This window comes from Streptomyces sp. NRRL S-118 (assembly GCF_000716335.1).
Classification (GTDB): domain Bacteria; phylum Actinomycetota; class Actinomycetes; order Streptomycetales; family Streptomycetaceae; genus Streptomyces.
The window spans coordinates 170,874-191,807 of the sequence record NZ_KL591008.1 but is presented as its reverse complement, the minus strand read 5'-3'; the positions used below and the strand labels follow the sequence as shown (position 1 = coordinate 191,807).

Genomic DNA, 20,934 nt, shown 5'->3' with positions numbered 1-20,934 from the left:
GGCTGGCTGCGGGGCGTCGGCCACGGCCGGTCCTACGGGGGGGCGTCGGCCACGGGCCGTTCGCCCACGCGGGGGCGGCTACGGCGGGTTGGCCGGCCGGTGCGGCCGGCCGCCCGCCGTTCGGGGGTGCCCGGATCAGCCGCCCAGGGGAAGGCCGGCGGGCACGCCGCCGAGGAGGCCGCCGACGGGACCGCCGCCGACGGGCAGCGGGGAAGCCTGTCCGGGCTTGCCGTGGGCCTGCGAGTCCGACGCGAGCAGCCCGGTGCTGTTGAGGTTGCTGGAGACGGGGGCGCCGACCGAGGCGGGCGGCTGGTCGGCGGCGGCCGCCGGGGCGACCGCCGCGATGCCCGCGCCCGCGATGCCCGCGCAGACGGTGGCCAGTCGGATACCGGGACGGATGCTCATGTCTGACTCCTGGTGCGGAAGGTGGGGAGGAGGAAGGTTCCTACAGGGATGTGCAACGAGCCCTGGCCGCCGACGACACTGCTCGGGTGGTTTCCCCCTGCTCCCGGCGCCCGCCCGCGCCGCCTGTCGGGGAACCGGGGCGTGACACCTCCCGCGCGCAGGCGTTGTCCGGGTCATGGAATGCGAGAACGGCACAGTGGGACGGGCCCCGACCGTGGGCGTGGTGGTCGCGCGGACGGGACGGCTGGCACGGCTCGGCGACCCACTGGCCTATGTCATGGGCCTGCTGGCACCCGAGCTGCGCGGGTTGCGGCTCGTGAGCCGCGACAGCCGCTCCAGCGCCGAGGGCGCGCGGGAAGCGGTCCGCGAACTGGTGGAACACGAAGGGGCACGGATCGTCCTGACGCTGGCGGGCACGGAGGTGCTGCCGGCGGTCGCCGACGCCTGTGAGCGGGCGGAGGTGCCGTGCCTGTCCAGTACGTTCCCCTGGCAGGTGTACTACTACGGGCGGGGCGCGACGGCACTGCGCCCGTTCCGGTGGACGTACCACTTCTGCTGGGGTCTGGACGACATCGCGGAGACCTTCGCCGACCTGTGGGAGTCGGTGGACGGCACGGACCGCGGGCCCGTGGGGTGCCTGTGGAACGACGGCCCGCAGGGCTCCTGGTCGCGCCACGCCGAGCACGGCTTCGTACCGGCGGCGCACGCGCGCGGGCACCGGCTGGTGGATCCTCCGGCGTACCGGGAGCCGGCCGCCGGTCTGGACGGTCACGTCGCGGCGCTGGCCGAGGCGGGCGTGGGCATCGTGACGAGCGCTGCGACCGGCGCCGATCTCGCGGTCTTCCGCCGGGCGGCGCGGGCACGCGGACTGCCGCTGCGGATGATCACCTGTTCGCGGTGGCTGGCGTACCCGCCCGTCGCCACGGCCACCGGGGAACCGCCCCAGGCGCAGGTGGCGACCCTCGTCTACTGGAGCCCCGCCCACCCCTACCGCTCCTCCGTCGACGGCATGACCGCGGCCGAGCTGGCCGAGGCGTACGAGGGGGCCACGGGCAACCAGTGGCTTCAGCCGCTCGGGCTTGCGTACGCGCTCTTCGAGGTCGCCGCGCACGCCCTGGAGACCGCGGCCGACCCCGGGGACCCGGCTGCGGTGGCGGCGGCGATCGGCGCGACGCGCCTGGACACCGTCGCGGGCCCGCTGGACTGGACGTCGGGTCCCGTGCCGAACGTGGCCACGGTGCGGCTGGCCGGTGGCCAGTGGCAGCGCGGCCGGACGCACCCGTACGAACTCGTGGTCGTCGACAACCGCCGGGTGCCGGGCCTGCCGGTCGGCGGGGAGCTGGTCCCCCTGGGGTGACACCGGACCGGGCGGACAGCGCGGCGGCGCGTGAGCCTCCCTCCCGTGAGGGAGGGCCGCTCACGCGCCGCACGGCCGCTCGGCTCCGCATCACCGGCCGGGCACCGTCCCCGGGGGACCGGGGCGGTCACTCACCGGTGCGCCGATGCGCTCTGTGCCTCCCGGTCAGCCACCCGGCCTGATCCGGCCGCGCCAGGCCCCGGACTCGCCGCCCCGGGTCTCGATGTACTCCTTGAACCGCCGCATGTCGCCCTTGACGCGCCGGTCGATCGTTCCGGTCATGTCGGCGGCCTTCTCGGCGGCCCCGCTCGGCTCGATGTCCATCACCAGCTCCACACGCGTGTGCGTGTCGTCCAGGCGCTGGAAGCTGACCATGCCCTTCTGCTTCGTGTCGCCGCTGGTGGTGCGCCAGGCGATCCGCTCGTCCGGGAGCTGGTCGATGATCTCGGTGTCGAACTCACGCTGCACGCCGGCGATCTTCGTGACCCAGTGGTTGTGGCGGTCGTCGAGCTGCCGGACCTCCTCGACGCCCTCCATGAACTCCGGGAACGACTCGAACTGCGTCCACTGGTTGTAGGCGGTATGGACGGGGACCTCAACCTCTACGGCTTCCTTCACCGTGCTCATCAGTGACTCCTCGCTTCCGTGACGGCAGCGCGCGACGGTGTGGCCCGCCACGCTCGCACGTCCTGCGGGTAACCGGCCTGCGCCCGGTTATGCACATCCGCACCCCATACGGCCGGCCGTGCCGCACCGGGGACCCGCGGGCCCGGCGGGCGGGTTCGATCACGAGGGGGCCGAAACCACCTGGGCATTGTCAGTGGTCATCCTTACGATAGTCGTCAACTCCGAGCCCTCCTCGGTGGCGTGCGCGGATGCCCGCGTCCGGCGCCGGGGCCAGGCCGGGCCCATCGCGATTCGTGAGGGGGGGACCCCGCGATCGCCCGACCCGCACCCGCGGCTGCCGTCCGGAGCCGTGAGGGTGCCCCCTCATGCCCATGAACCTTCGCCCGTCCCGTCCCTCCGAACCCTCCGGCTCCGAGCCGTCGGTCAACACCTTCCAGGTGGACCTCCGCGGCCTGGTCGACCTGCTGTCGCACCACCTCTACTCCAGCCCGCGCGTCTACGTCCGCGAGCTGCTGCAGAACGCCGTGGACGCGGTCACCGCCCGTCTCGCCCACGACCCCGCCGCACCCACCGGCATCCGCCTCACGGCCACCGGCGACGCCGTCGTCATGGAGGACACCGGCATCGGACTGACCTCCGAGGAGGTGCACACCCTCCTCGCCACCATCGGCCGCAGCTCCAAGCGCGACGCCCTGGACAGCGCCCGGCAGGAGTTCCTCGGCCAGTTCGGCATCGGGCTGCTCGCCTGTTTCGTCGTCGCGCGGCAGATCCGCGTGGTGTCCCGGTCCGCCCGCAAGCCCGAGGAGCCGCCCGTCGAGTGGCTCGCGAGCGACGACGGCTCGTACACGGTACGGACACTGCCGCACGACGCGCGGCCGGAGCCGGGCACCACGGTCCGGCTGGAGCCGCGCCCCGGCGCCGAGGAGTGGACGGACCCGCGGCGCGTCGCCGAACTCGCCCGGGACTTCGGTTCCTTGCTGCCGCACGAGGTCACCTTCACGGGACCGGACGCCACCGACCGACCGCTGACCGAGCGGCCCGCCGTGTGGGACCGGGCGTACCCGACGCCCACCGCCCGCCGGGTGGCGCTCGCCGGGCACTGCGCCCGCGTCTTCGGGTTCACCCCGCTCGACTCCATCGACCTCGACCTGCCGGTCGCCGGCGTGCGCGGCGTCGCGTACGTCCTGCCCTCCGCCACCAGCCCGGCGAGCCGGGCGGCCCACCGGGTCTACCTCAAGGGCATGCTGCTCACGGACCGGGCCGACAACCTGCTGCCGGACTGGGCGTTCTTCGTCCGCGTCGTCCTGGACACCGACACGCTCCGGCCCACCGCCTCCCGGGAGAACCTCTACGACGACGAGACGCTCGCCGCCGTGCGCGACGCGCTCGGGGTCCGGATCCGCGCCTGGCTCGCCGAGCTCGCGGCCGGTGACCCCGACCGGCTGGCGGCCTTCCTCACCGTGCACCACCTGGGCGTGAAGTCCATGGCGCGGCACGACGCGGAGCTGTTCTCGCTGATGCTGCCGTGGCTGCCGTTCGAGACCAGCGACGGCCGGGTCACCCTCGACGAGTTCGTCCGGGCCCACCCGCAAGTGCACTTCACGCGCACGGTGGAGGAGTTCCGGCAGGTCTCCCCCATCGCCGCCGCCCACGGCCTGGGCATCGTCAACGGCGGGTACACGTACGACGCGGACCTCATCGCCCTGCTGCCGCAGGTGCGGGAGGGCGTCACCGTCAGCGAGCTGGACGCGGGCGCCGTCACCGCGCACCTCGACCCCGTCGAGCCGCAGCAGGAGCTGGCCCTCGCCGGGTTCCTCGCCACCGCCCGGGCGCGGCTGGACGCGCTGGGCTGCGACGTGGCGGTGCGCGCCTTCCAGCCGGTCACGGTCCCGGCGCTGTACCTCGACGACCGGGAGGCCCGGCACGAGCGGGACCGCGCGGCGGCCGAGGAGGGCGCGGACAGCCTCTGGAGCGACATCCTGGGCGCCCTGCGCGGCTCGGCACCCCGCTCCCGTCTGGTCCTGAACCACAACAACCCCCTGGTGCGCCGCATCGCGGCGATCAGCGACGCCGAACTGGCCGGCACGGCGGTCGAGTCGCTGTACGGGCAGGCCCTGCTGATGGCGCAGCGCCCGCTGCGCCCCGCCGACACCTCGCTGCTCAACCGGGCCTTCCTCGGGCTCCTGGAATGGGCCACGCACCCCACGACCACCCCCGCTCGGGGCACCCAGGAGGGCGACAAGTGACCACCGCAGAACACTCACCCGAGGACGTCCGCCGCGCCCTGTGGGAGAACGACTCCGCCCCGAACGGGCTGCTGCGCAACGCACGCGCGGAGGAACTGGTGGCCGCGGCGGAGTCCACCGGGGACCGCGCCCTGCTGCGCCAGGCACTGTTCGGGCTGATCAGGGCGTACGAGTACAGCACCGAGCGCGGGAAGATGCTGGTGCCGTTCGCCCGGCTGATGCAGGAGTGGGACCGCGACCCGTCCGCCTTCGACGCCGGCGACACCCACACCTTCCACTGGATGTTCAAATGGGTCAGCTCCGGGATGCTGACGCTCCCGGAGATCCCGCTGGCGACGATGGAGCAGTGGCTCGCCGAGATGGAGCGCCGCTACCGGGTGGCGGGCCACAGCGAACGGGCCGTCAGGCAGGCCGAGTTCGAGCTGTCCGAGGTCACGGGCGACACGGCGCGGACCGCGCGGGCGTTCGCGGCGTGGACGGCGGCGGAGCGGGACCGCATGGCCAACTGCCACGCCTGCGAACTCAACGACCAGGGTGCCTACTGGCTGAGCCGGGGCCAGGACGACAAGGCCCTGCGGACCTGGGCCCCGGTCCTGGACGGTGAGTCCCGCTGCATGGAGGAGCCGCACCGGGTGCTGGCCAAGTCGCTCCTGCCGCTGGTGCGGACCGGCCGGCTGGACGAAGCCCGGGCCAACCATCTGCGGGGCTACCGCATGGCGCGGGGCAACGAGAGCCTGCTGCCGTCGATCGGCCGGCACATCGAGTTCTGCGCGCTCACCGGCAACGAGGGCCGTGGGCTGGAGATCCTCTCCGAGCACGCCGCGCACCTCACGTCCGACGGCAACCCGTGGGCGCGGCTGGAGCTGTTCACCGGCACGCTGGTCCTGCTGCGCAGGCTGGTCGCGCTCGGCTTCGGCGGGCAGCCGGCGGTCGCCTACGCGGGGCGGCAGCGCACCGTCCGGGAGCTGCACGACCTGCTGGACGCCGAGGCCGCGGCGATCGCCGCCCGCTTCGACGCGCGCAACGGCAGTGACGTCACCTCCGGCCGGCTCCGGCGCAGCCTGGAGCAGAAGCCGCTGGTGGCGGCCCTGCCCCTGGGCGTGCGGGCCGCCCGGCTCGCCGGCCCCGCCGCCGCTTCCGTGGGTGCCGGCGCCGCGGGCCCGGCGGACGGGAACGGGGAGGCGGGCCCGGCGGGCGGGGACCGGGAGGCGGACACGCTGCCCGGGCTGGTGGCCGAGGCGCGCAGACTGCGCTCCCTCGGGCATCCGCGCGCCGCGGTCCTCTGGGACCGGATCGAGGCGCTGGTCGCGCGGACGGGCGGCGCGGCGTCCGATCCGCTGCTCGCCGCCGACCTGCTGGACCACCGGGCCCTGCGGGCCGGGCGCGGTGGGGAGCCGTCCGCGCGGGAGCTCTTCGAGCGGGTCGCCGCCGCCTACCGGGCGGCCGGGGAGCCGAGCCGGGCGGCGCTCGCCGACCTGCGCGTGGTGTCGGCCGCCGTGCATGCGGGCGCCGAGCCCGAGGAGATCCGTGACCTGCTCGCCACGGCCACCGCCGCGGCGCACGCCCTGGACCCCGAGGAGCCGACGAGGACGCGCCGGGCGGCAACAGCCGCCCTGACGCGGATCAAGGTCGAGGCGATGCTGTCGCACGACCACGACGATCACGGCGCCACACGCCTGGGCTCCGATCTGACCGCCTTCGTCGAGCAGTTCGCCCAGCACGCGAACGAGGACGGCGGCCTGGACGACCTGCTCGCCGAGGCCGACCGGATGCGCGCCGACCTGGCGTGGCAGGCGGGCGACCCGGACACGGCCGAGGGGCTGCTGTCGCTGGCCGCCCAGCGGGCCGTCGCCTCCGGCCACCCCTGGGACGCGGCCGAGCCGATGGCCCGGCGGGCGCGGCTGCTGATGCGGCTGGGCAGGTTCGCGGAGGCCGAGGAGGCGGCGCGCGGGGCACTCGCGCACAGCGCGGAGCTCGTGGACCCGGGCGAACTGGCCCCGATACGGCTGACGCTGGCGGAGGTGCTCTACCAGCAGGACGGCAAGGAGGCCGAAGCGGCGGACTACGCCCTGGAGGCGGCGCACTGGTACGACGCGGCCGGGGACTCCGCCGGGGCGGGGGCCTACGCACGGCTGGTGCTCGCCCAGGCGCTGGGCGAGACGGGGCGGGCGGCCGAGGCGGCCGAGGTGCTGGAGTCGGCGCTGCCGGACCTGCTGGAGCACGGCGACGAGCAGGCCGTCCGGGCGCGGGACACGCTCGCGCGGAACCTGCGTGCCCTGGGTGACCGGCGGGCGGCGGCGGAGCAGTACCTGCTCGCCGCCGAGGTGGCCAAGGGCTGGGAGCACGCGGGGCCGCACGCCCAGCTCGCGACGCTCGCCGCCGAGTGCCTCTCCGGCGCGGGCCTGCGGGACGAGGCGGTCGCCGCCTACCGGCGGGCCGTCGAATTGTGGGAGAGCGTCGGCCAGCCCGTCGCGCTCGCCCGGGCCCTGCGTTCACTGGCCTGGCTGGAGGTGCAGGGGGGCGACGCGGACACGGCGAAGGAGCTCATGGCCAGGGCCCTCGCCGCGGTCGGGGGCGAGGGCGCCGAACAGCTCGCGGAGCGTGCGCGTACCTGGTCGCAGACGGCCGAGCTGCTGCTGGGCGAGCTGGACCGGCAGCACGAGGACGACGCGTACGAGGACGACGCGGTCGAGGACGACGCGCACCAGGGCGCGGGCCGCCGCGACGGCGATGAGGACGAACCGGTCGGGGCCGCGGCGGCCGCTTCTGTGCGGCAGGAGGCGGTGCGCCTGCTGGAGCAGGCGGACGCGGCGTTCGCCGCACTGGGTCCCGGCGCGCTGGACGAACGGACCCGGTGCGCCGTTCAGGCGGCCTGGACCGAGCACGAGCTGGGCCGGGCCGGCGCCGCGGCCGACCGGTTGCGGGCCCTGATCAGCGAGGTCCGCGCCCTGGACACGGAGGAGGCACGCAGCTGCCTGCCGCAGCTGGAGCACACCCTCGCCCAGCTGGAGCGGCAGGACTGAGCCCCGGCGCCCGGTCCCGCGCGCCCGGGACGCACGCCGCGGGGACGCACCCCGACGGGGTGCCGCCGGGACGCACGCCGCGGGGACGCACGCCGGGAACGCACCCGACAGGGACGGGCGCCGGGAGCCGGGCGGGGGGAGGTCGCACTTCGGCCAGGGGTGTCATCGCCTCGCCCGGCTCCCCTCCGTCCCGCTCCTCGCTACACTCCCCGCGCGGCCGGCGGCGGGGGGCAGGCCGCCGCCCCGGTCCTCCGGCGGAGGCCGGCCCCGGCGACGAGGACAGGAGCCAACGATGCGCGTCGCGCTGTTCGTCACCTGCGTCAACGACGCGGTGTATCCCGCCACCGGCATCGCCACGGTGCGGTTGCTGCGGCGCCTCGGCGTGGAGGTGGACTTCCCGGCGGAGCAGACCTGCTGCGGCCAGCCGCAGTACAACACCGGCTACCGTCGCGAGACGCTGCCGCTGGTGCGCCGGACGGCGCGGGCCTTCGAGGGGTACGAGTACATCGTCACGCCGTCGGGCTCGTGTGCGGCGATGGTGCGCGACACCTATCCGGCCCTCGGCGCACCGGAACTCGGGCCGCGGACGTACGAGCTGACCGAGTTCCTGGTCGACGTGCTGGGTGTGACGGACGTGGGCGCGTACTTCCCGCACACCGTCACCTACCACCCCTCCTGTCACGGCCTGCGGTTGCTGCGGCTGGGGGACCGGCCGCGCCGGCTGCTGGAGGCGGTCGGAGGGCTGGAACTGGTCGAGCTGCCGGGGGCGGAGGAGTGCTGTGGTTTCGGCGGTACCTTCGCGGTGAAGAACGCGGCGGTGTCGGTGGCGATGGGCCGCGACAAGGTGCGCAACGCGGCCGGGACCGGGGCCGGGGTGCTGTGCGGCGGGGACAGCTCCTGTCTGATGCATCTCGACGGGATCCTGCGGCGGGAGGGCGAGCGGATGCGGGCGGTGCACATCGCCGAGATCCTGGCGAGCACGGAGGAGGAGCCGCTGCGATGAGCGGGACGACGACGTTCGTGGGGATGCCGGCGTTCCCGGAGGCCGCGGCCGCCGCGGTGCGGGACGAGAGACTGCGCGCCAACCTCCGGCACGCGACACACACGATCCGCGACAAGCGGGCCAGGGCGGTCGCGGAGCTCGCCGACTGGGAGCAGCTGCGCGAGGCCGGCAAGCAGATCAAGGACCGTACGCTGCGCCATCTGGACACCTATCTGCTCCGGTTGGAGGAGGCGGTCGGGGCGGCGGGCGGAACAGTGCACTGGGCGGCGGACGCCGCCGAGGCGAACCGCATCGTCACCGGGCTGGTCAAGGCCACCGGTGAGCGCGAGGTGGTGAAGGTCAAGTCCATGGCCACCCAGGAGATCGGGCTCAACGAAGCCCTGGCGGCCGAGGGCATCGCGGCGTACGAGACGGATCTCGCCGAGCTGATCGTGCAGCTGGGCGACGACCGGCCCTCACACATCCTGGTCCCGGCCATTCACCGCAACCGCGGCGAGATCCGCGACATCTTCCGTAGCCGCATGGCGGACTGGGGCCGCCCCGCTCCGGACGGCCTCACCGACACCCCCGCCGACCTGGCCGAGGCCGCGCGCCTGCACCTGCGGGAGAAGTTCCTGCGCGCGAAGGTGGGGATCTCCGGGGCGAACTTCATGGTCGCCGAGACGGGCACCCTGGTGGTGGTGGAATCGGAGGGCAACGGACGCATGTGCCTGACGCTGCCCGAGACCCTGATCTCGGTCGTCGGGATCGAGAAGACCGTGCCCACCTGGCGTGACCTGGAAGTGTTCCTCCAGACGCTGCCGCGTTCGTCGACGGCCGAGCGGATGAACCCGTACACCAGCATGTGGACGGGTACGAGCGACGGCGACGGGCCGCGCACCTTCCACCTCGTCCTGCTCGACAACGGCCGCACCACCGCGCTCGCCGACGAGGTGGGCCGTCAGGCCCTGCGCTGCATCCGCTGCTCCGCCTGTCTCAACGTGTGTCCGGTGTACGAGCGGGCCGGCGGCCACGCGTACGGCTCGGTCTACCCCGGCCCGATCGGCGCGATCCTGACGCCCCAGCTGCGGGGCACGGCGAGCGGGATCGACGCGTCGCTGCCGTACGCCTCGTCGCTGTGCGGGGCGTGCTACGAGGTGTGTCCGGTGGCCATCGACATCCCCGAGGTGCTGGTCCACCTGCGCGGGAAGGTGGCCGAACAGGGGGGCCGGGGGCACCGGCTGGAGAAGGCCGCCGTCCGGGCGGCGACCTGGCTGCTGGACCGTCCGGGCGCGCTCGCCGCCGGTGAGCGCCTCGCTTCCGCGACCCGCGGGGTGCATCCGCGGCGGCTGCCCGGCACGAGCGCCTGGACCGAGGGCCGCGACCTGCCCGTCATGCCCGCGCAGTCCTTCCGCGACTGGTGGAGGAAGAACCAGGCATGAGCGCCCGCGACCAGATCCTCGCCCGTATCCGCGCGGCCGTCGCCGGCGCACCCGACGTACCCGAGCCCGCCCGCGACTACCTCGCCACCCACACGGTCCCCGATCCCGCCACGCTGCTCGACCTCCTCCGGCGCAACCTCGCCGATTACCGCGCCCACGTCCACCGCGCGGCCGGGGAGGAGCTCCCCGCTCTGATCGCGGGTGTGCTCGCCGGGCACGGGGTGCGCTCGCTGGCCGTGCCGCCGGGCCTGCCCGCCGCCTGGCTCGCGGACACCCGCGCCGAGTTGCGCCACGACAGCGCAGCGGCGCCGCTGACGCCCCGCGTACTCGACTCCGTGGACGCGGTGGTCACCGGCTGCGCGCTGGCCGTCGCCGAGACCGGGACCATCGTCCTGGACGGCTCCGAGGGGCAGGGGCGTCGCGCCCTGACGCTCGTGCCGGACCTGCACGTCTGTGTCGTGCGGGTGCCCGGCCAGGTCGTGGCGTCGCTCCCGCAGGCGCTGCCGCGCCTGGACCCCGCCCGTCCGCTGACCTGGATCTCCGGGCCGTCCGCGACGAGCGACATCGAACTCGACCGCGTCGAAGGCGTGCACGGCCCGCGCACCCTGCACGTCGTGCTCCTCGGGGAGCCGGAGGACGGCGGGCGGTGAGCCCGTGGCGCGGGTGCGTCCGTATGGAGGGCGAGTGAACGTTCCGCCCAGGACGCGGCTTCACCACCTGCTCATCGCCGCCGGCCGGATCCGGCAGCACCCCTGCCCTCCGCCCACCCCACGGGGCGGAGGCCCTGAGGCGGCGGCGCGAGGCCGGCCCGCCGGAGAGACGGAGGCCGGCGCGCCGGCGCGCGGTGCGGCAGGTGGCCCGGCGCGTCCGATTTGGCGGGAGGGCAGCGAATCTGCACAGCGAATGTACAGGCGTCACAGGTTCTCCCACGGCCGCGCACCGGCCGCGGCGCGGTCCCCTCCCCTTGTTGCCGGAATGTCCAACTCCGCATTGGCCGGCCCGTCGGCTGCGGCGCACACGACCCGCCCGGCCTGTGAAGAAGCTGGCACCGATTCATGAACACCCGGGCACAGAGCGGGATTTCGGCGCCGCGGAATGACCCGGAGAGCGGTCGGCGGATTGGCTGAGCAATGCGCCCGCGTGCTTTGATCCTTCGCACCGCGGGCCGGCCGCACAAAGGCTCGGCTCGCCATGCTTTCGAGTTATCCGTGTGAAGGGAACCTCCGCATGACCCCCCAGATCCAGACCCAGGAAATCTCCGACGCCGACCTCGACGCCGTGTCGGGCGGCCTGCACTCCGCCGTGGCCAGCGGTGTTGTCGGCAACGCGACCGCCACCCTCGACTCGGTCGCCCCGGTCACCGGTGTCGCCACCTCCGCCGTCGGCGCTGTCGAGTCCTTCGCCGGCCTCAACTCCTCCGCCGTCACCGGTTTCGTCGCCGGCCTCTGAGACGGCCCGGTGAGCCCCGGAACATTCCTGTTCCGGGGCTCACCTCTCGTTTTCACCGTTCGTTTTCCCCACCGGACTTGTGCAGTCGAGGGAAGAGTTACGTGCAGTTCCGCCAAAAGGCCCTTTCCAAGCTGCAATCCCCGGAGGAAATAGACCTGCCGGTGCGCTTCGCGCGGCCGCAGGGCCTGCTCGTCCTGACCGTCACCGTGGTGGCCATGCTCGCCGCCACCGTCTGGGCGGTGACCGGCACCGTCTCCTCCACCCTCTCCGCACCCGGCATCCTCACCCACGCCCAGGGCAGTTACGTCCTGCAGAGCCCCGTCTCGGGCCAGGTCACCGACGTCCTCGCCGAGGAGGGCGACCACCTCCCCGCCGACGCACCGCTGGTGAAGGTCCGGACCCCCGAGGGTCCCGCCGTCGTCCGCACCATCGCCGCCGGCCGGCTGACCACCCTCGTCGCCGCCATCGGCTCCGTCGTCACGACGGGCGCCGACGTGGCGGCCGTGGAACGGGCCCGCGCACAGGACGACCCGCTGCTGGCCGTCCTGTACGTGCCCGCCGACCGCGGCGCGTCCGTGCCCGTCGGTGCCGCCGTGGACCTCACCGTGCAGTCGGTGCCGGCACAGGAGTACGGCGTGCTGCGCGGCCGGGTGAAGGCGGTCGGGCGGACGGCCCAGACGCGCCAGCGGATCACCGCGTTCCTCGGCAACAGCCAGCTCGGCGAGCAGTTCTCGCGGCAGGGACCGCCGGTGGCGGTCCTCGTCCGCCTGGAGCGGTCCTCGTCGACCCGGACCGGATACGCGTGGTCGACCTCCGACGGCCCGCCGTACGCCCTCGACACCATGACCCTCACCACCGGCTCCGTCCACCTCGCCGAGCAGCACCCGATCGATTGGCTCCTGCCGTGAGCGCGCCCGCCGGCCGCCGCCGCGCCCGGCCCGCACCCGAGGTGAAGAAGCGCAAGGCCGTCCGTACCCCCACCGTCCTGCAGATGGAGGCCGTGGAGTGCGGCGCCGCCTGCCTCGCCATGGTGCTCGCCCACTACGGGCGGCACGTGCCGCTGGAGGAGCTGCGCATCGCGTGCGGCGTCTCGCGGGACGGCTCCCGGGCCAGCAACGTGCTGAAGGCGGCCCGTGGTTACGGTCTGCAGGCCAAGGGCATGCAGATGGAGCCCGCGGCGCTCGCCGGGGTACAGGCGCCGGCCATCCTGTTCTGGGAGTTCAACCACTACGTCGTGTACGACGGCATGGGGCGCCGGTTCGGCCGGCGGGGCGTGCACGTCAACGACCCGGGCAAGGGCCGTCGCTTCGTACCGGCGGAGGACTTCGACACCAGCTTCACCGGGGTCGCCCTGGTCTTCGAACCGGGGGACTCCTTCCGGCGCGGCGGACGCAGGCCGGGCGTGCTGCGCGCCGTGCCCGCGCGGCTGCGCGGCACGACGGGCACCCTGCTGGCGGCGCTGCTGGCGAGCCTACTGCTCGTGGCGGTCGGGGCGGCTGTGCCCGCGCTGAGCCGTACGTACATCGACATGTTTCTGATCGGTGCACAGACGTCCGTCCTGGCGCCGCTGTTCGCCTCCATGGCCGCGATGGTGGTGCTGACCGCCGTCCTGACCGGCCTGCAACAGGCCAACCTGCTGCGCGGGCGGATCATCTCCTCCACGCTGGGCGGCGCCCGTTTCCTGCGGCACCTGATGCGGCTGCCGGTCACGTTCTTCGCCCAGCGCAGCCCGGCGGATCTGGTGCAGCGGCTCCAGTCGAACGACGCGGTCGCCGAGACGCTGGCGCGCGACCTGGCCGCCGCGGGGGTGGACGGTGTCGTCGTCGTCCTCTACGCGCTGCTGCTGTGGACGTACGACCCCCAGCTGACCGTGGTGGGCGTGGGGATCGCCCTGCTCAACGTGGTGGCCATGCGGATCGTCATCCGCTTGCGCGCCACCCACACCCAGAAGCTCCGCGCCGACAGCGCGCGGCTGACGAACACCTCGTACACCGGGCTCCAGCTCATCGAGACCATGAAGGCCACCGGAGGTGAGGACGGCTACTTCCGGCGCTGGGCCGGGCAGCACGCCATCACCCTGGAGGTGCAGCAACGGCTCGGCGTGCCCAGTGCCGCCCTGGCCGTCGTCGCGCCCGCGCTCGCGACGCTCAACAGCGCGCTCATCCTCTGGATCGGCGGACTGCGGGCGGTGGAGGGCCACCTCTCCATCGGTCTGCTCGTCGCCTTCCAGGCGCTGGTGACCCGCTTCACCGCGCCCATCACCCGGCTCAACGGGGTCGCGGGCCGCATCCAGGACTTCGCGGCCGACGTGGCCCGGCTGAAGGACGTGGAGAACTTCCCCGCCGACGCCCTGTACGGGCGCGTGACGCCGGACACCAGTACGCGCCGTCTGACAGGACACGTGGAGCTGGAGAACATCACCTTCGGCTACAGCCCGCTGGACGCGCCCCTGCTGACCGGCTTCTCGCTGCGTGTCGGGCCCGGCCAGCAGGTGGCGCTCGTCGGCGGGTCGGGCAGCGGGAAGTCCACCGTCTCGCGCCTGATATCCGGCCTGTACACACCCTGGGAGGGCGTCATCCGCATCGACGGGCAGCGCCTGGAGGACATCCCGCGCGGCGCGCTCGCCGCCTCCGTCTCCTTCGTCGACCAGGACGTCTTCCTCTTCGAGGGCACGGTCCGCGACAACGTCGCCCTGTGGGACCCGTCCATACCGGACGAGGCCGTCGTCGCCGCGCTGCGGGACGCCGCTCTGTACGACGACGTGATCGCGCGCCGGCCGGAGGGCATCCACAGCCGGGTCGAGCAGGACGGCCGCAACTTCTCCGGCGGGCAGCGGCAGCGGCTGGAGATCGCGCGGGCGCTGGTGCGGCGCCCGTCGGTGCTCGTTCTCGACGAGGTGACAAGCGCCCTGGACGCGCAGACCGAGCAGGTCATCATCGACAACCTGCGGCGGCGCGGCTGCGCGTGCGTCGTGATCGCCCACCGGCTGTCCACGGTGCGCGACAGCGACGAGATCGTGGTCCTGGACCACGGCAAGGTCGTCGAGCGCGGGCGCCACGAGGAGCTCGTCGCTGCCGCGGGCGCGTACGCCGAGCTGGTACGGGAGCGCTGACGTGTCCCTTCCCCCCGTGACCCGTCACGACCCCGTCGTCCACGCCCTCGGCGGTCTCGGCACACCCGTCGACTGCACCGGACTGCGCAGCGTGCCCCTGGAGGGACCGCACGTCCTGTGGCTGATCACCGGCGGCGAACTGGACCTGTTCGCGGTCGACGCGGCGCGGCAGGGCAACTGGCACTTCCTCGGGCGTCTCGAGGCGGGCAGCCTTCTGCTGGGCCCGGTGGAGGGCCCGCAGCACACCCTGGTGGGCCGGCCCGCCCAGGACTGCGCGCTGCGCCGGATCGCCCTGCGGGAGCTGTACGGCGCCACGGACGCGGGCGGGACGCCCGACGGGTACGGCGGGTACCCCCCGTACGGCGCGCAGAGCGGTCCGGCCCCGTACGACGGGTACGGCTCCCACGGTTCGCACGCCGGGTACTCCCCGTACGCCGCGCACCCCCCGTACGACGGCCACGACGCGTACGCCGGTTACGACGCCTACTCCGGGTACGACGCGTACTCCCCCGGCGCCGGGGCCGGCCCGCTGGAGCACGCCTTCGCGCTCGGTACGGCGCGCAGCCTCGGCGTGCTGTTCGAGGCGCCGCTCGACGGGCGTGCCTCGGACGACGGGACACCGGCGGAGATCGCCGACGACATGCTGTGGATGCCGGTCCCGCCGGGCAGCGTCCGGTACGGCGCCGACTGGAGCGCCGACGCGGCGGCCGACCTGCTGGTGGACGGTGCGCTGTGGCAGCGGATGGTCAACCAGCAGTACCGGCTGCTGTCGGCGGTCGACCGCTGGATCGAGCGGGCGGAGCGGGCGCACGAGGACCGGGCCGCCGCCGGCATCAAGGCGGGCGAGGCCGTCCGTGCCCGGGCCGACCAGGCGCTGCTGGCGTCCATCGGCGGCCCGGACCAGGCGGGGCGCAGGACCGGCGGCGGTGGGACCACGGGGGACGACGCCACGTTCGCCGTGTGCCGGCGGGTGGCGCGGGCGGCCGGGGTCACGCTGGTGGAGCCGGTGAGGAACGGCCCGGCGGCCGACGAGCGCACCGGCCCGGTGGAGCGCATCGCCGTCACGTCACGGGTCCGCACGCGCGCGGTCCGGCTCGACGGGCGCTGGTGGCGCACCGACTGCGGGCCGCTCGTCGGCCACTGGGCCAGGTCGGGGGCGCCGGTGGCCCTGCTGTGGCGGCGGGGCCGGTACGAGGCGGTGAACCCCGCCTCCGGGCTGCGGATCCGCCTCGACGCGGAGAAGGCAGCGGAACTGGAGCCGCGGGGCGTGATGTTCTACCGCCCGCTGCCCGAACGGCCGCTGTCCGCCTGGGGACTGCTGCGGTTCGGCATGCGCGGCACGGCCGGCGACGTCCGCCGCCTCGTCCTGGCCGGCCTGGTGACGGTCTGCCTCGGCGCGCTGGTGCCCGTCGCGACCGGGCAGGTCCTCGGTGCGTACGTACCGGCGGCGGAGACGAGCCTGATCGTGCAGGTGTCCCTGGCCGTCATGGTCACCGGTGTCGTGGCCGCGGCGTTCATGCTGATGCAGAACCTCACGCTGCTGCGGATGGAGGGGCGCATCGAGAGCGTGCTCCAGCCGGCCGTGTGGGACAGGCTGCTGCGGCTGCCGGCGCGCTTCTTCACCGAGCGCTCCACCGGGGAGCTGGCGAGCGCGGCCCTGGGCATCGGCGCGATCCGCCGGGTGATGACCGGGGTGGGCCCGGTGGCCGTGCAGGCAGCGACGATCGGCGCGGTGAACCTCGTGCTGCTGCTGTGCTACAGCGTTCCGCTGGCGCTGGCGGCGATCGCCATGCTGCTGGTCATCGGGGCGGTCTTCCTCGGCCTGGGACTGTGGCAGGTGCGCTGGCAGCGGCGGCTGGTCGAGCTCACGAACAAGCTCGCCAACCAGGCGTTCCAGACGCTGCGGGGCCTGCCGAAGCTGCGCGTGGCGGCGGCGGAGAGCTTCGCGTACGCGGCGTGGGCCCGGGAGTTCGCGCGCTCGCGCGAGCTGCAGCAGCGGGCCGGCCGGATCCGGAACATCACCACCGTGCTGGACGCGGTGTACCTGCCGCTCTGCTCGCTCATCATGTTCATGCTGCTGGCGGGTCCCGCGCGGGGCTCGATGTCGGCGGGCGCGTTCCTGACGTTCAGCACATCGGTGACGATGCTGCTGACGTCGGTGACGCAGCTGACCGGGGCACTGGTCTCGGCGGCGGCCGCGCTGCCCCTGTTCGAACAGATCAAGCCGGTCCTGGACGAGGCGCCCGAGGTGCGCGGCTCCACGGCCCAGCCCGGTGCCCTGTCCGGCGCCATCGAGGCGCGCCGGCTGTCCTTCCGGTACGCCGACGACTCGCCGCTCGTCCTCGACGACGTCTCGCTCGACATCCGGCCGGGCGAGTTCGTGGCGGTCGTGGGGCCGAGCGGCTGCGGCAAGTCCACCCTGCTGCGCCTGCTCATCGGCTTCGAGAAGCCCGCCTCCGGCAGCGTCCTCTACGACGGCCAGGATCTCGCCGCCCTCGACCAGGCGGCGGTGCGCCGCCAGTGCGGTGTCGTGCTGCAGAACGCGCAGCCGCTGACCGGCTCGATCCTGGACTGCATCTGCGGGGCGGAGACCTTCCCTCAGGAGGAGGTCTGGGCCGCCGCGGAGATGGCGGGCCTGGCGGAGGACATCCGGCGCATGCCGATGGGTCTGCACACCATGATCGCCGGCGGCGGCGCGATCTCGGGCGGCCAGCGCCAGCGCCTGATGATCGCCCAGGCACTGATCCGCCGCCCACGGATCCTGTTCCTCGACGAGGCGACCAGTGCGCTGGACAACGAGACGCAGCGCATCGTCATCGACTCCACGCGCCGCCTCAACGCCACCCGCCTGGTCATCGCCCACCGGCTGTCGACGGTGATGGACGCCGACCGGGTCATCGTGATGTCGGCCGGCCGCATCGTCGAGCAAGGCCCGCCGGCCACCTTGCTGGCCACCCCCGGCAGCCATTTGCGTGAATTGGTATACCGTCAGATGAGCTGACCGGTCGGCCCTCGAAAGGGTGGGCTTCCGCCCGCCGCGCGCACGGAAGTGAAGGCCGAAGGGAACCCCTGTCTCCGAATCCCGCCCGGAAGAACCGGTGCGGATCCTGCGATCCGGAGGAACACATGCTCAAGAAGGCCCTCGTCTGCGCGGCTCTCGTCGCCGCCGCCACAGCACTCGGCACGGTCCCCGCCGCCGCGCACGGAACCAACGACGAGAGCGGATGCGACAAGACCTGCCAGGCCGAATTCTTCGGCGCCGACTGGAGCGGCGGCAGCTTCCACGGCCTGGAGCACGACAGCGGTGACCGCGTCTTCAGCGGCGACTTCTACGAGGGCAGCGTCATCGGCGCACGCTGGTAGTCCCGTACGACAGGAAGCCGCCGGGCGTGAGGACCCCACCCCGCACGCGGCGGCTGCCGGCCAGATCTTTCGAGGACGGGTCCGGGCACAGGGTGGGGTACCGGGTGACATGGCGACAGCAACGCGAAGCGCCGGTCGGGATCGCTCCCGACCGGCGCTTGGTGGTGTCCGAGGGGGGACTTGAACCCCCACGCCCGATAAAGGGCACTAGCACCTCAAGCTAGCGCGTCTGCCATTCCGCCACCCGGACAAGGTGTCTGCCGCTTCGCGGGGCGTTCCCCGCGGCGACATGGATAACTCTACCAGGGGTTCGAGGTGCCCCTCACCCGCATATCCCGTGGTCAGGGGGCCGGCGCGGCTCGCCGGGACGTTCCGGGCGCCGGCCGTGCCGACGGCGCACGCGGGCCGTCACCGGGCCGGGGCGGAGCGTGAGGACGGACCGTACGGTGTTCATGTTTTGCCGGAAAAGCGAAGGTCACCGTGCCCGGCGGCGGAGCGGGAGCGCCCGCCCGCGCCGCGCAGCCGTTCCCCACGAGGAGCATCGCGAGCAGTCCCCGGTGCCCGGTGAGCGCGTCGGTGGCGGTGCCGATCGGGAGCGCCGCGCGGTCAGCGGGAGGTGCAGCCCGTCACGGTGCCGGTGCGCGTGCCGCGCGGACACTCCGCCATCGTGTTCGACCAAGCCGAAAACCGGGGCCCTGCGTGGTGACGGCACCGAGGCACGGCGGCCGACGGTGGGCTGCTGTCCACGGGCCGGGGGCAGGGGTGGCCCCGGCTGCGGGGCCGGGGGCCCGGAGAGCCTGGGCCGGGTGGCTGGGCCGGGGTGGGCTGCGGGTCAGGGGCCGGGGGTCGGGGTGGCCGCGGGGCAGAGGCGGGGGCCGCGGCACCGGAGCCGGGAGGTCCCGGTGCCGCGGCCCCCGCCGCGCCTCGTGTACGCCTGCGCCTGCTGGTACGTCTACGCCTGCGCCTGCTGGTACGTCTACGCCTGCGCCCGCCTCCGCCTCCGCGTCTGCGTCTGCGTCTGCGTCTGCGTCAGGACAGCTGGCCGTAGTCGGGCAGCTTGAACGTCTTCTCCGCGTGGCCGCCCACGAGGTCGCTCTCCTTGTTGCCGATGTTGGCGATGATCGTGTACCCCTTCGCCTCGATCGCGGCGCGCTCGGCCGTCTTGTAGACGCTCACCTCCTGGAAGAGGTCGGGCAGGTCCCGCACGTGCAGCCCGTCGACCGGATAGCCGGCCTTCTTCAGGTTGTAGTGGGTGAGGGAGTAGATGATCCCGGGCCGGGCCGTGACGAAGAAGACGTCGACGCCACGGGAGTCGGCGAAGCGGGCGAGGTCGAGCACCGGCTTGACGGCGGCGGTCGGGTACTCCCAGAAGGGGTGGAAGTCCGTCTCCAGCGACGTGTTGTCGATGTCGAGGACGATCGCCCGCTTCTCGGCGGAGGGCTGGGAGGTGCGCTGGTCGATGTAGGGGCGGGCGACCGCGATCACCGCCGCCACGTCGCGCTGCCAGGTGGCGTAGTCGACGGAGGCCGTGGTCGCCACGCCGGCCGCGGAGTGGAGCTGCGGAGCACTGTTCGTGGGCCGGGCCGCGGCGGAGGCCGCCGGGGCTGCTGTCGTGAGGAGCGCCGCGGTGAGGACCGTTGCCGTGGCCGTTCTGCGGATGCGTGCATGCATGGGGGGTCTCCTGGGTGTCGGGGAGTACTCAGGCAGCCGGGCCTCGGGGCCACGGCTTTGGCATGCTCGCGCTCAATGATGGACGGAGGGCCACATTCCCTCTACTGGTCGGTAGCGGAAAGTTTGTGGGGAAGTGCGGACGCCCGGCCTCTTGCCACCGAAGGGCGGAGACCGGGCGCCGGGCGGGTGTCAGCAGTCCCCCTCCCGGAGGGCGCGGAGGTGGGCGCCGGCCTTGCGGGCGAAGGTGAAGGACTCGGCCGGGTTGTCGTGCTCGGCCTGCCAGTGGTGGTCGCGGCGGCCGCCGTGGGTGCGGTTGACCGCCGAGATGAACCGCCGGTAGTCGATGTCTCCGTCCCCGACGTCGACCATCCGGTAGCCGTCGCGGGCGGAGTCGTCTCGCTCCCCGTCCTTGACGTGGAACAGCGGGTACCGGTCGGGCTGCTTCAGGACGTAGTCGAGCGGGTCGAAGGGTGCGGGGGTGCCGTCGGCGCGCTTGCCGAAACGGAACGTGCCGACGTACGCCCAGTAGATGTCCATCTCCAGGTGGACGAGGTCGGGGTCGGTCTCGGCGAGCAGGACGTCGTAGAGGCGGACGTCCGGGCGGTCGGTGGCGAAGGAGAACTCCTCGGCGTGGTTGTGCTGGTAGAACTTCATGCCGCGCTTCTTCGCCTCGGCGCCGTAGTGGTTGAACTCCTCGGCGCAGCGCTTCCAGCCGTCGACGGTCGCGCCGTAGCGCCAGGGGCCGGACGCGGTGCCGATGTGCCGCAGGCCGAGGGCCTGGGCGTCGTCGAGGACCTGGGTGAGGTTCTGCGCGAAGGTGTACGCCTTGGGATCGGAGGAGTAGTAGCCGACGTGACTGCCGATGGCGCGCAGGCCGTGGTCGCGGGTGAGGCGCTTGAGCCGGGCGAGCGTGATGGGGCCCGCCGATCCCTGGGTGTAGCCGGCGTACTCGACCTCGTCGTAGCCATGGCGCCGGAGTTCCTCGAAGACCGTGGCGAAGCCGAGCGTGGAGACCTTGTCGCGCAGGGAGTAGAGCTGGATGCCGAGGCGGCCGGGGGGCAGGACGGGGCGGCCGCGGCCCGGGCTGCCGGCTCCCGCGGTGGCGGGCGTGGCGGTGGCGGGAGTGGCGGCGGCCGTGACGCCGAGGAGGGCCGAGGCGGTGGCGCCCGCGGCGACGCCGAGCATGCCGCGTCTGCTGAGTCGGTGGGAGAGCTCCGGGTCGGCGTCGCGCGCCGCGTTCCTGGCCGTGCGGGACAT

Annotated in this window: 15 protein-coding genes and 1 tRNA gene; 11 read left to right on the top strand and 5 right to left on the bottom strand. The window is 73.8% G+C overall.

The genetic code is table 11. The annotated features are described in order from the left end of the window. Positions 1–135 precede the first annotated feature (135 nt). Positions 136–405, bottom strand: a complete 270-nt coding sequence (locus tag IH00_RS0116385; RefSeq protein WP_031074188.1) for a hypothetical protein — start codon at positions 403–405, stop codon at positions 136–138. A gap of 196 nt (positions 406–601) precedes the next feature. Between IH00_RS0116385 and IH00_RS0116380 the strand changes: the two genes are divergently transcribed. Continuing rightward, on the top strand, positions 602–1,762 hold the full coding sequence (locus IH00_RS0116380) for an ABC transporter substrate-binding protein (RefSeq protein WP_031074186.1): 1,161 nt from the start codon (positions 602–604) through the stop codon (positions 1,760–1,762). Positions 1,763–1,927: 165 nt separating this feature from the next. Here IH00_RS0116380 and IH00_RS0116375 read toward each other — a convergent pair whose 3' ends face one another. Further along, positions 1,928–2,389: an SRPBCC family protein gene (locus IH00_RS0116375; protein ID WP_031074184.1), complete on the bottom strand. Its 462-nt coding sequence runs from the start codon at positions 2,387–2,389 to the stop codon at positions 1,928–1,930. A 371-nt stretch (positions 2,390–2,760) separates the two neighbouring features. On the opposite strand from IH00_RS0116375, the gene IH00_RS0116370 reads away from it, so the two are divergent. The 10 genes from IH00_RS0116370 to IH00_RS0116325 all read left to right on the top strand — a co-directional run bounded on the left by IH00_RS0116370 (position 2,761) and on the right by IH00_RS0116325 (position 18,006). Then, entirely contained in the window at positions 2,761–4,635 is a 1,875-nt protein-coding gene (locus IH00_RS0116370; RefSeq protein ID WP_031074183.1) for an HSP90 family protein, read from the top strand. After that, positions 4,632–7,658 carry a tetratricopeptide repeat protein gene (locus IH00_RS0116365; protein ID WP_031074181.1) on the top strand — a complete coding sequence of 1,009 codons (3,027 nt, stop codon included), beginning with the start codon at positions 4,632–4,634 and terminating at the stop codon, positions 7,656–7,658. The genes IH00_RS0116370 and IH00_RS0116365 overlap by 4 nt, the downstream gene beginning before the upstream one ends. A 292-nt stretch (positions 7,659–7,950) precedes the next feature. Then, a complete protein-coding gene (locus tag IH00_RS0116360; protein ID WP_031074180.1) occupies positions 7,951–8,661 on the top strand; it encodes a (Fe-S)-binding protein in 711 nt (236 codons plus the stop codon). Beyond that, positions 8,658–10,082 carry a lactate utilization protein B gene (locus IH00_RS0116355; protein ID WP_031074178.1) on the top strand — a complete coding sequence of 475 codons (1,425 nt, stop codon included), beginning with the start codon at positions 8,658–8,660 and terminating at the stop codon, positions 10,080–10,082. The genes IH00_RS0116360 and IH00_RS0116355 overlap by 4 nt, the downstream gene beginning before the upstream one ends. After that, the gene (locus IH00_RS0116350; RefSeq protein ID WP_031074176.1) at positions 10,079–10,732 is read left to right on the top strand and encodes a LutC/YkgG family protein; all 654 of its coding nucleotides are present in this window, start codon (positions 10,079–10,081) and stop codon (positions 10,730–10,732) included. The genes IH00_RS0116355 and IH00_RS0116350 overlap by 4 nt, the downstream gene beginning before the upstream one ends. Positions 10,733–11,309: 577 nt before the next feature. After that, positions 11,310–11,531 (top strand): hypothetical protein, encoded by a 222-nt coding sequence (locus tag IH00_RS0116345; protein WP_031074173.1) that lies wholly within the window; start codon positions 11,310–11,312, stop codon positions 11,529–11,531. Between the two features lie 101 nt (positions 11,532–11,632). Further along, a complete protein-coding gene (locus tag IH00_RS0116340; protein ID WP_031074171.1) occupies positions 11,633–12,439 on the top strand; it encodes an HlyD family efflux transporter periplasmic adaptor subunit in 807 nt (268 codons plus the stop codon). Positions 12,440–12,522: 83 nt separating this feature from the next. Beyond that, complete coding sequence (locus tag IH00_RS0116335; protein ID WP_031074169.1) at positions 12,523–14,643, top strand: NHLP family bacteriocin export ABC transporter peptidase/permease/ATPase subunit; 2,121 nt, start codon at positions 12,523–12,525, stop codon at positions 14,641–14,643. 16 nt (positions 14,644–14,659) lie between these two features. After that, positions 14,660–17,644, top strand: a complete 2,985-nt coding sequence (locus IH00_RS0116330) for an NHLP bacteriocin export ABC transporter permease/ATPase subunit (RefSeq protein WP_234334864.1) — start codon at positions 14,660–14,662, stop codon at positions 17,642–17,644. A 125-nt stretch (positions 17,645–17,769) separates the two neighbouring features. Further along, entirely contained in the window at positions 17,770–18,006 is a 237-nt protein-coding gene (locus tag IH00_RS0116325) for a hypothetical protein (protein ID WP_031074165.1), read from the top strand. A 162-nt stretch (positions 18,007–18,168) separates the two neighbouring features. On the opposite strand, the gene IH00_RS0116320 is transcribed toward IH00_RS0116325, so the two are convergent. The 3 genes from IH00_RS0116320 to IH00_RS0116310 form a co-directional block, all read right to left on the bottom strand. Further along, positions 18,169–18,256: transfer RNA gene (locus tag IH00_RS0116320), tRNA-Leu, on the bottom strand. A gap of 779 nt (positions 18,257–19,035) precedes the next feature. Continuing rightward, complete coding sequence (locus tag IH00_RS0116315) at positions 19,036–19,677, bottom strand: HAD family acid phosphatase (RefSeq protein WP_031074163.1); 642 nt, start codon at positions 19,675–19,677, stop codon at positions 19,036–19,038. A gap of 189 nt (positions 19,678–19,866) precedes the next feature. Next, positions 19,867–20,934 (bottom strand): sugar phosphate isomerase/epimerase family protein, encoded by a 1,068-nt coding sequence (locus IH00_RS0116310; RefSeq protein ID WP_031074161.1) that lies wholly within the window; start codon positions 20,932–20,934, stop codon positions 19,867–19,869.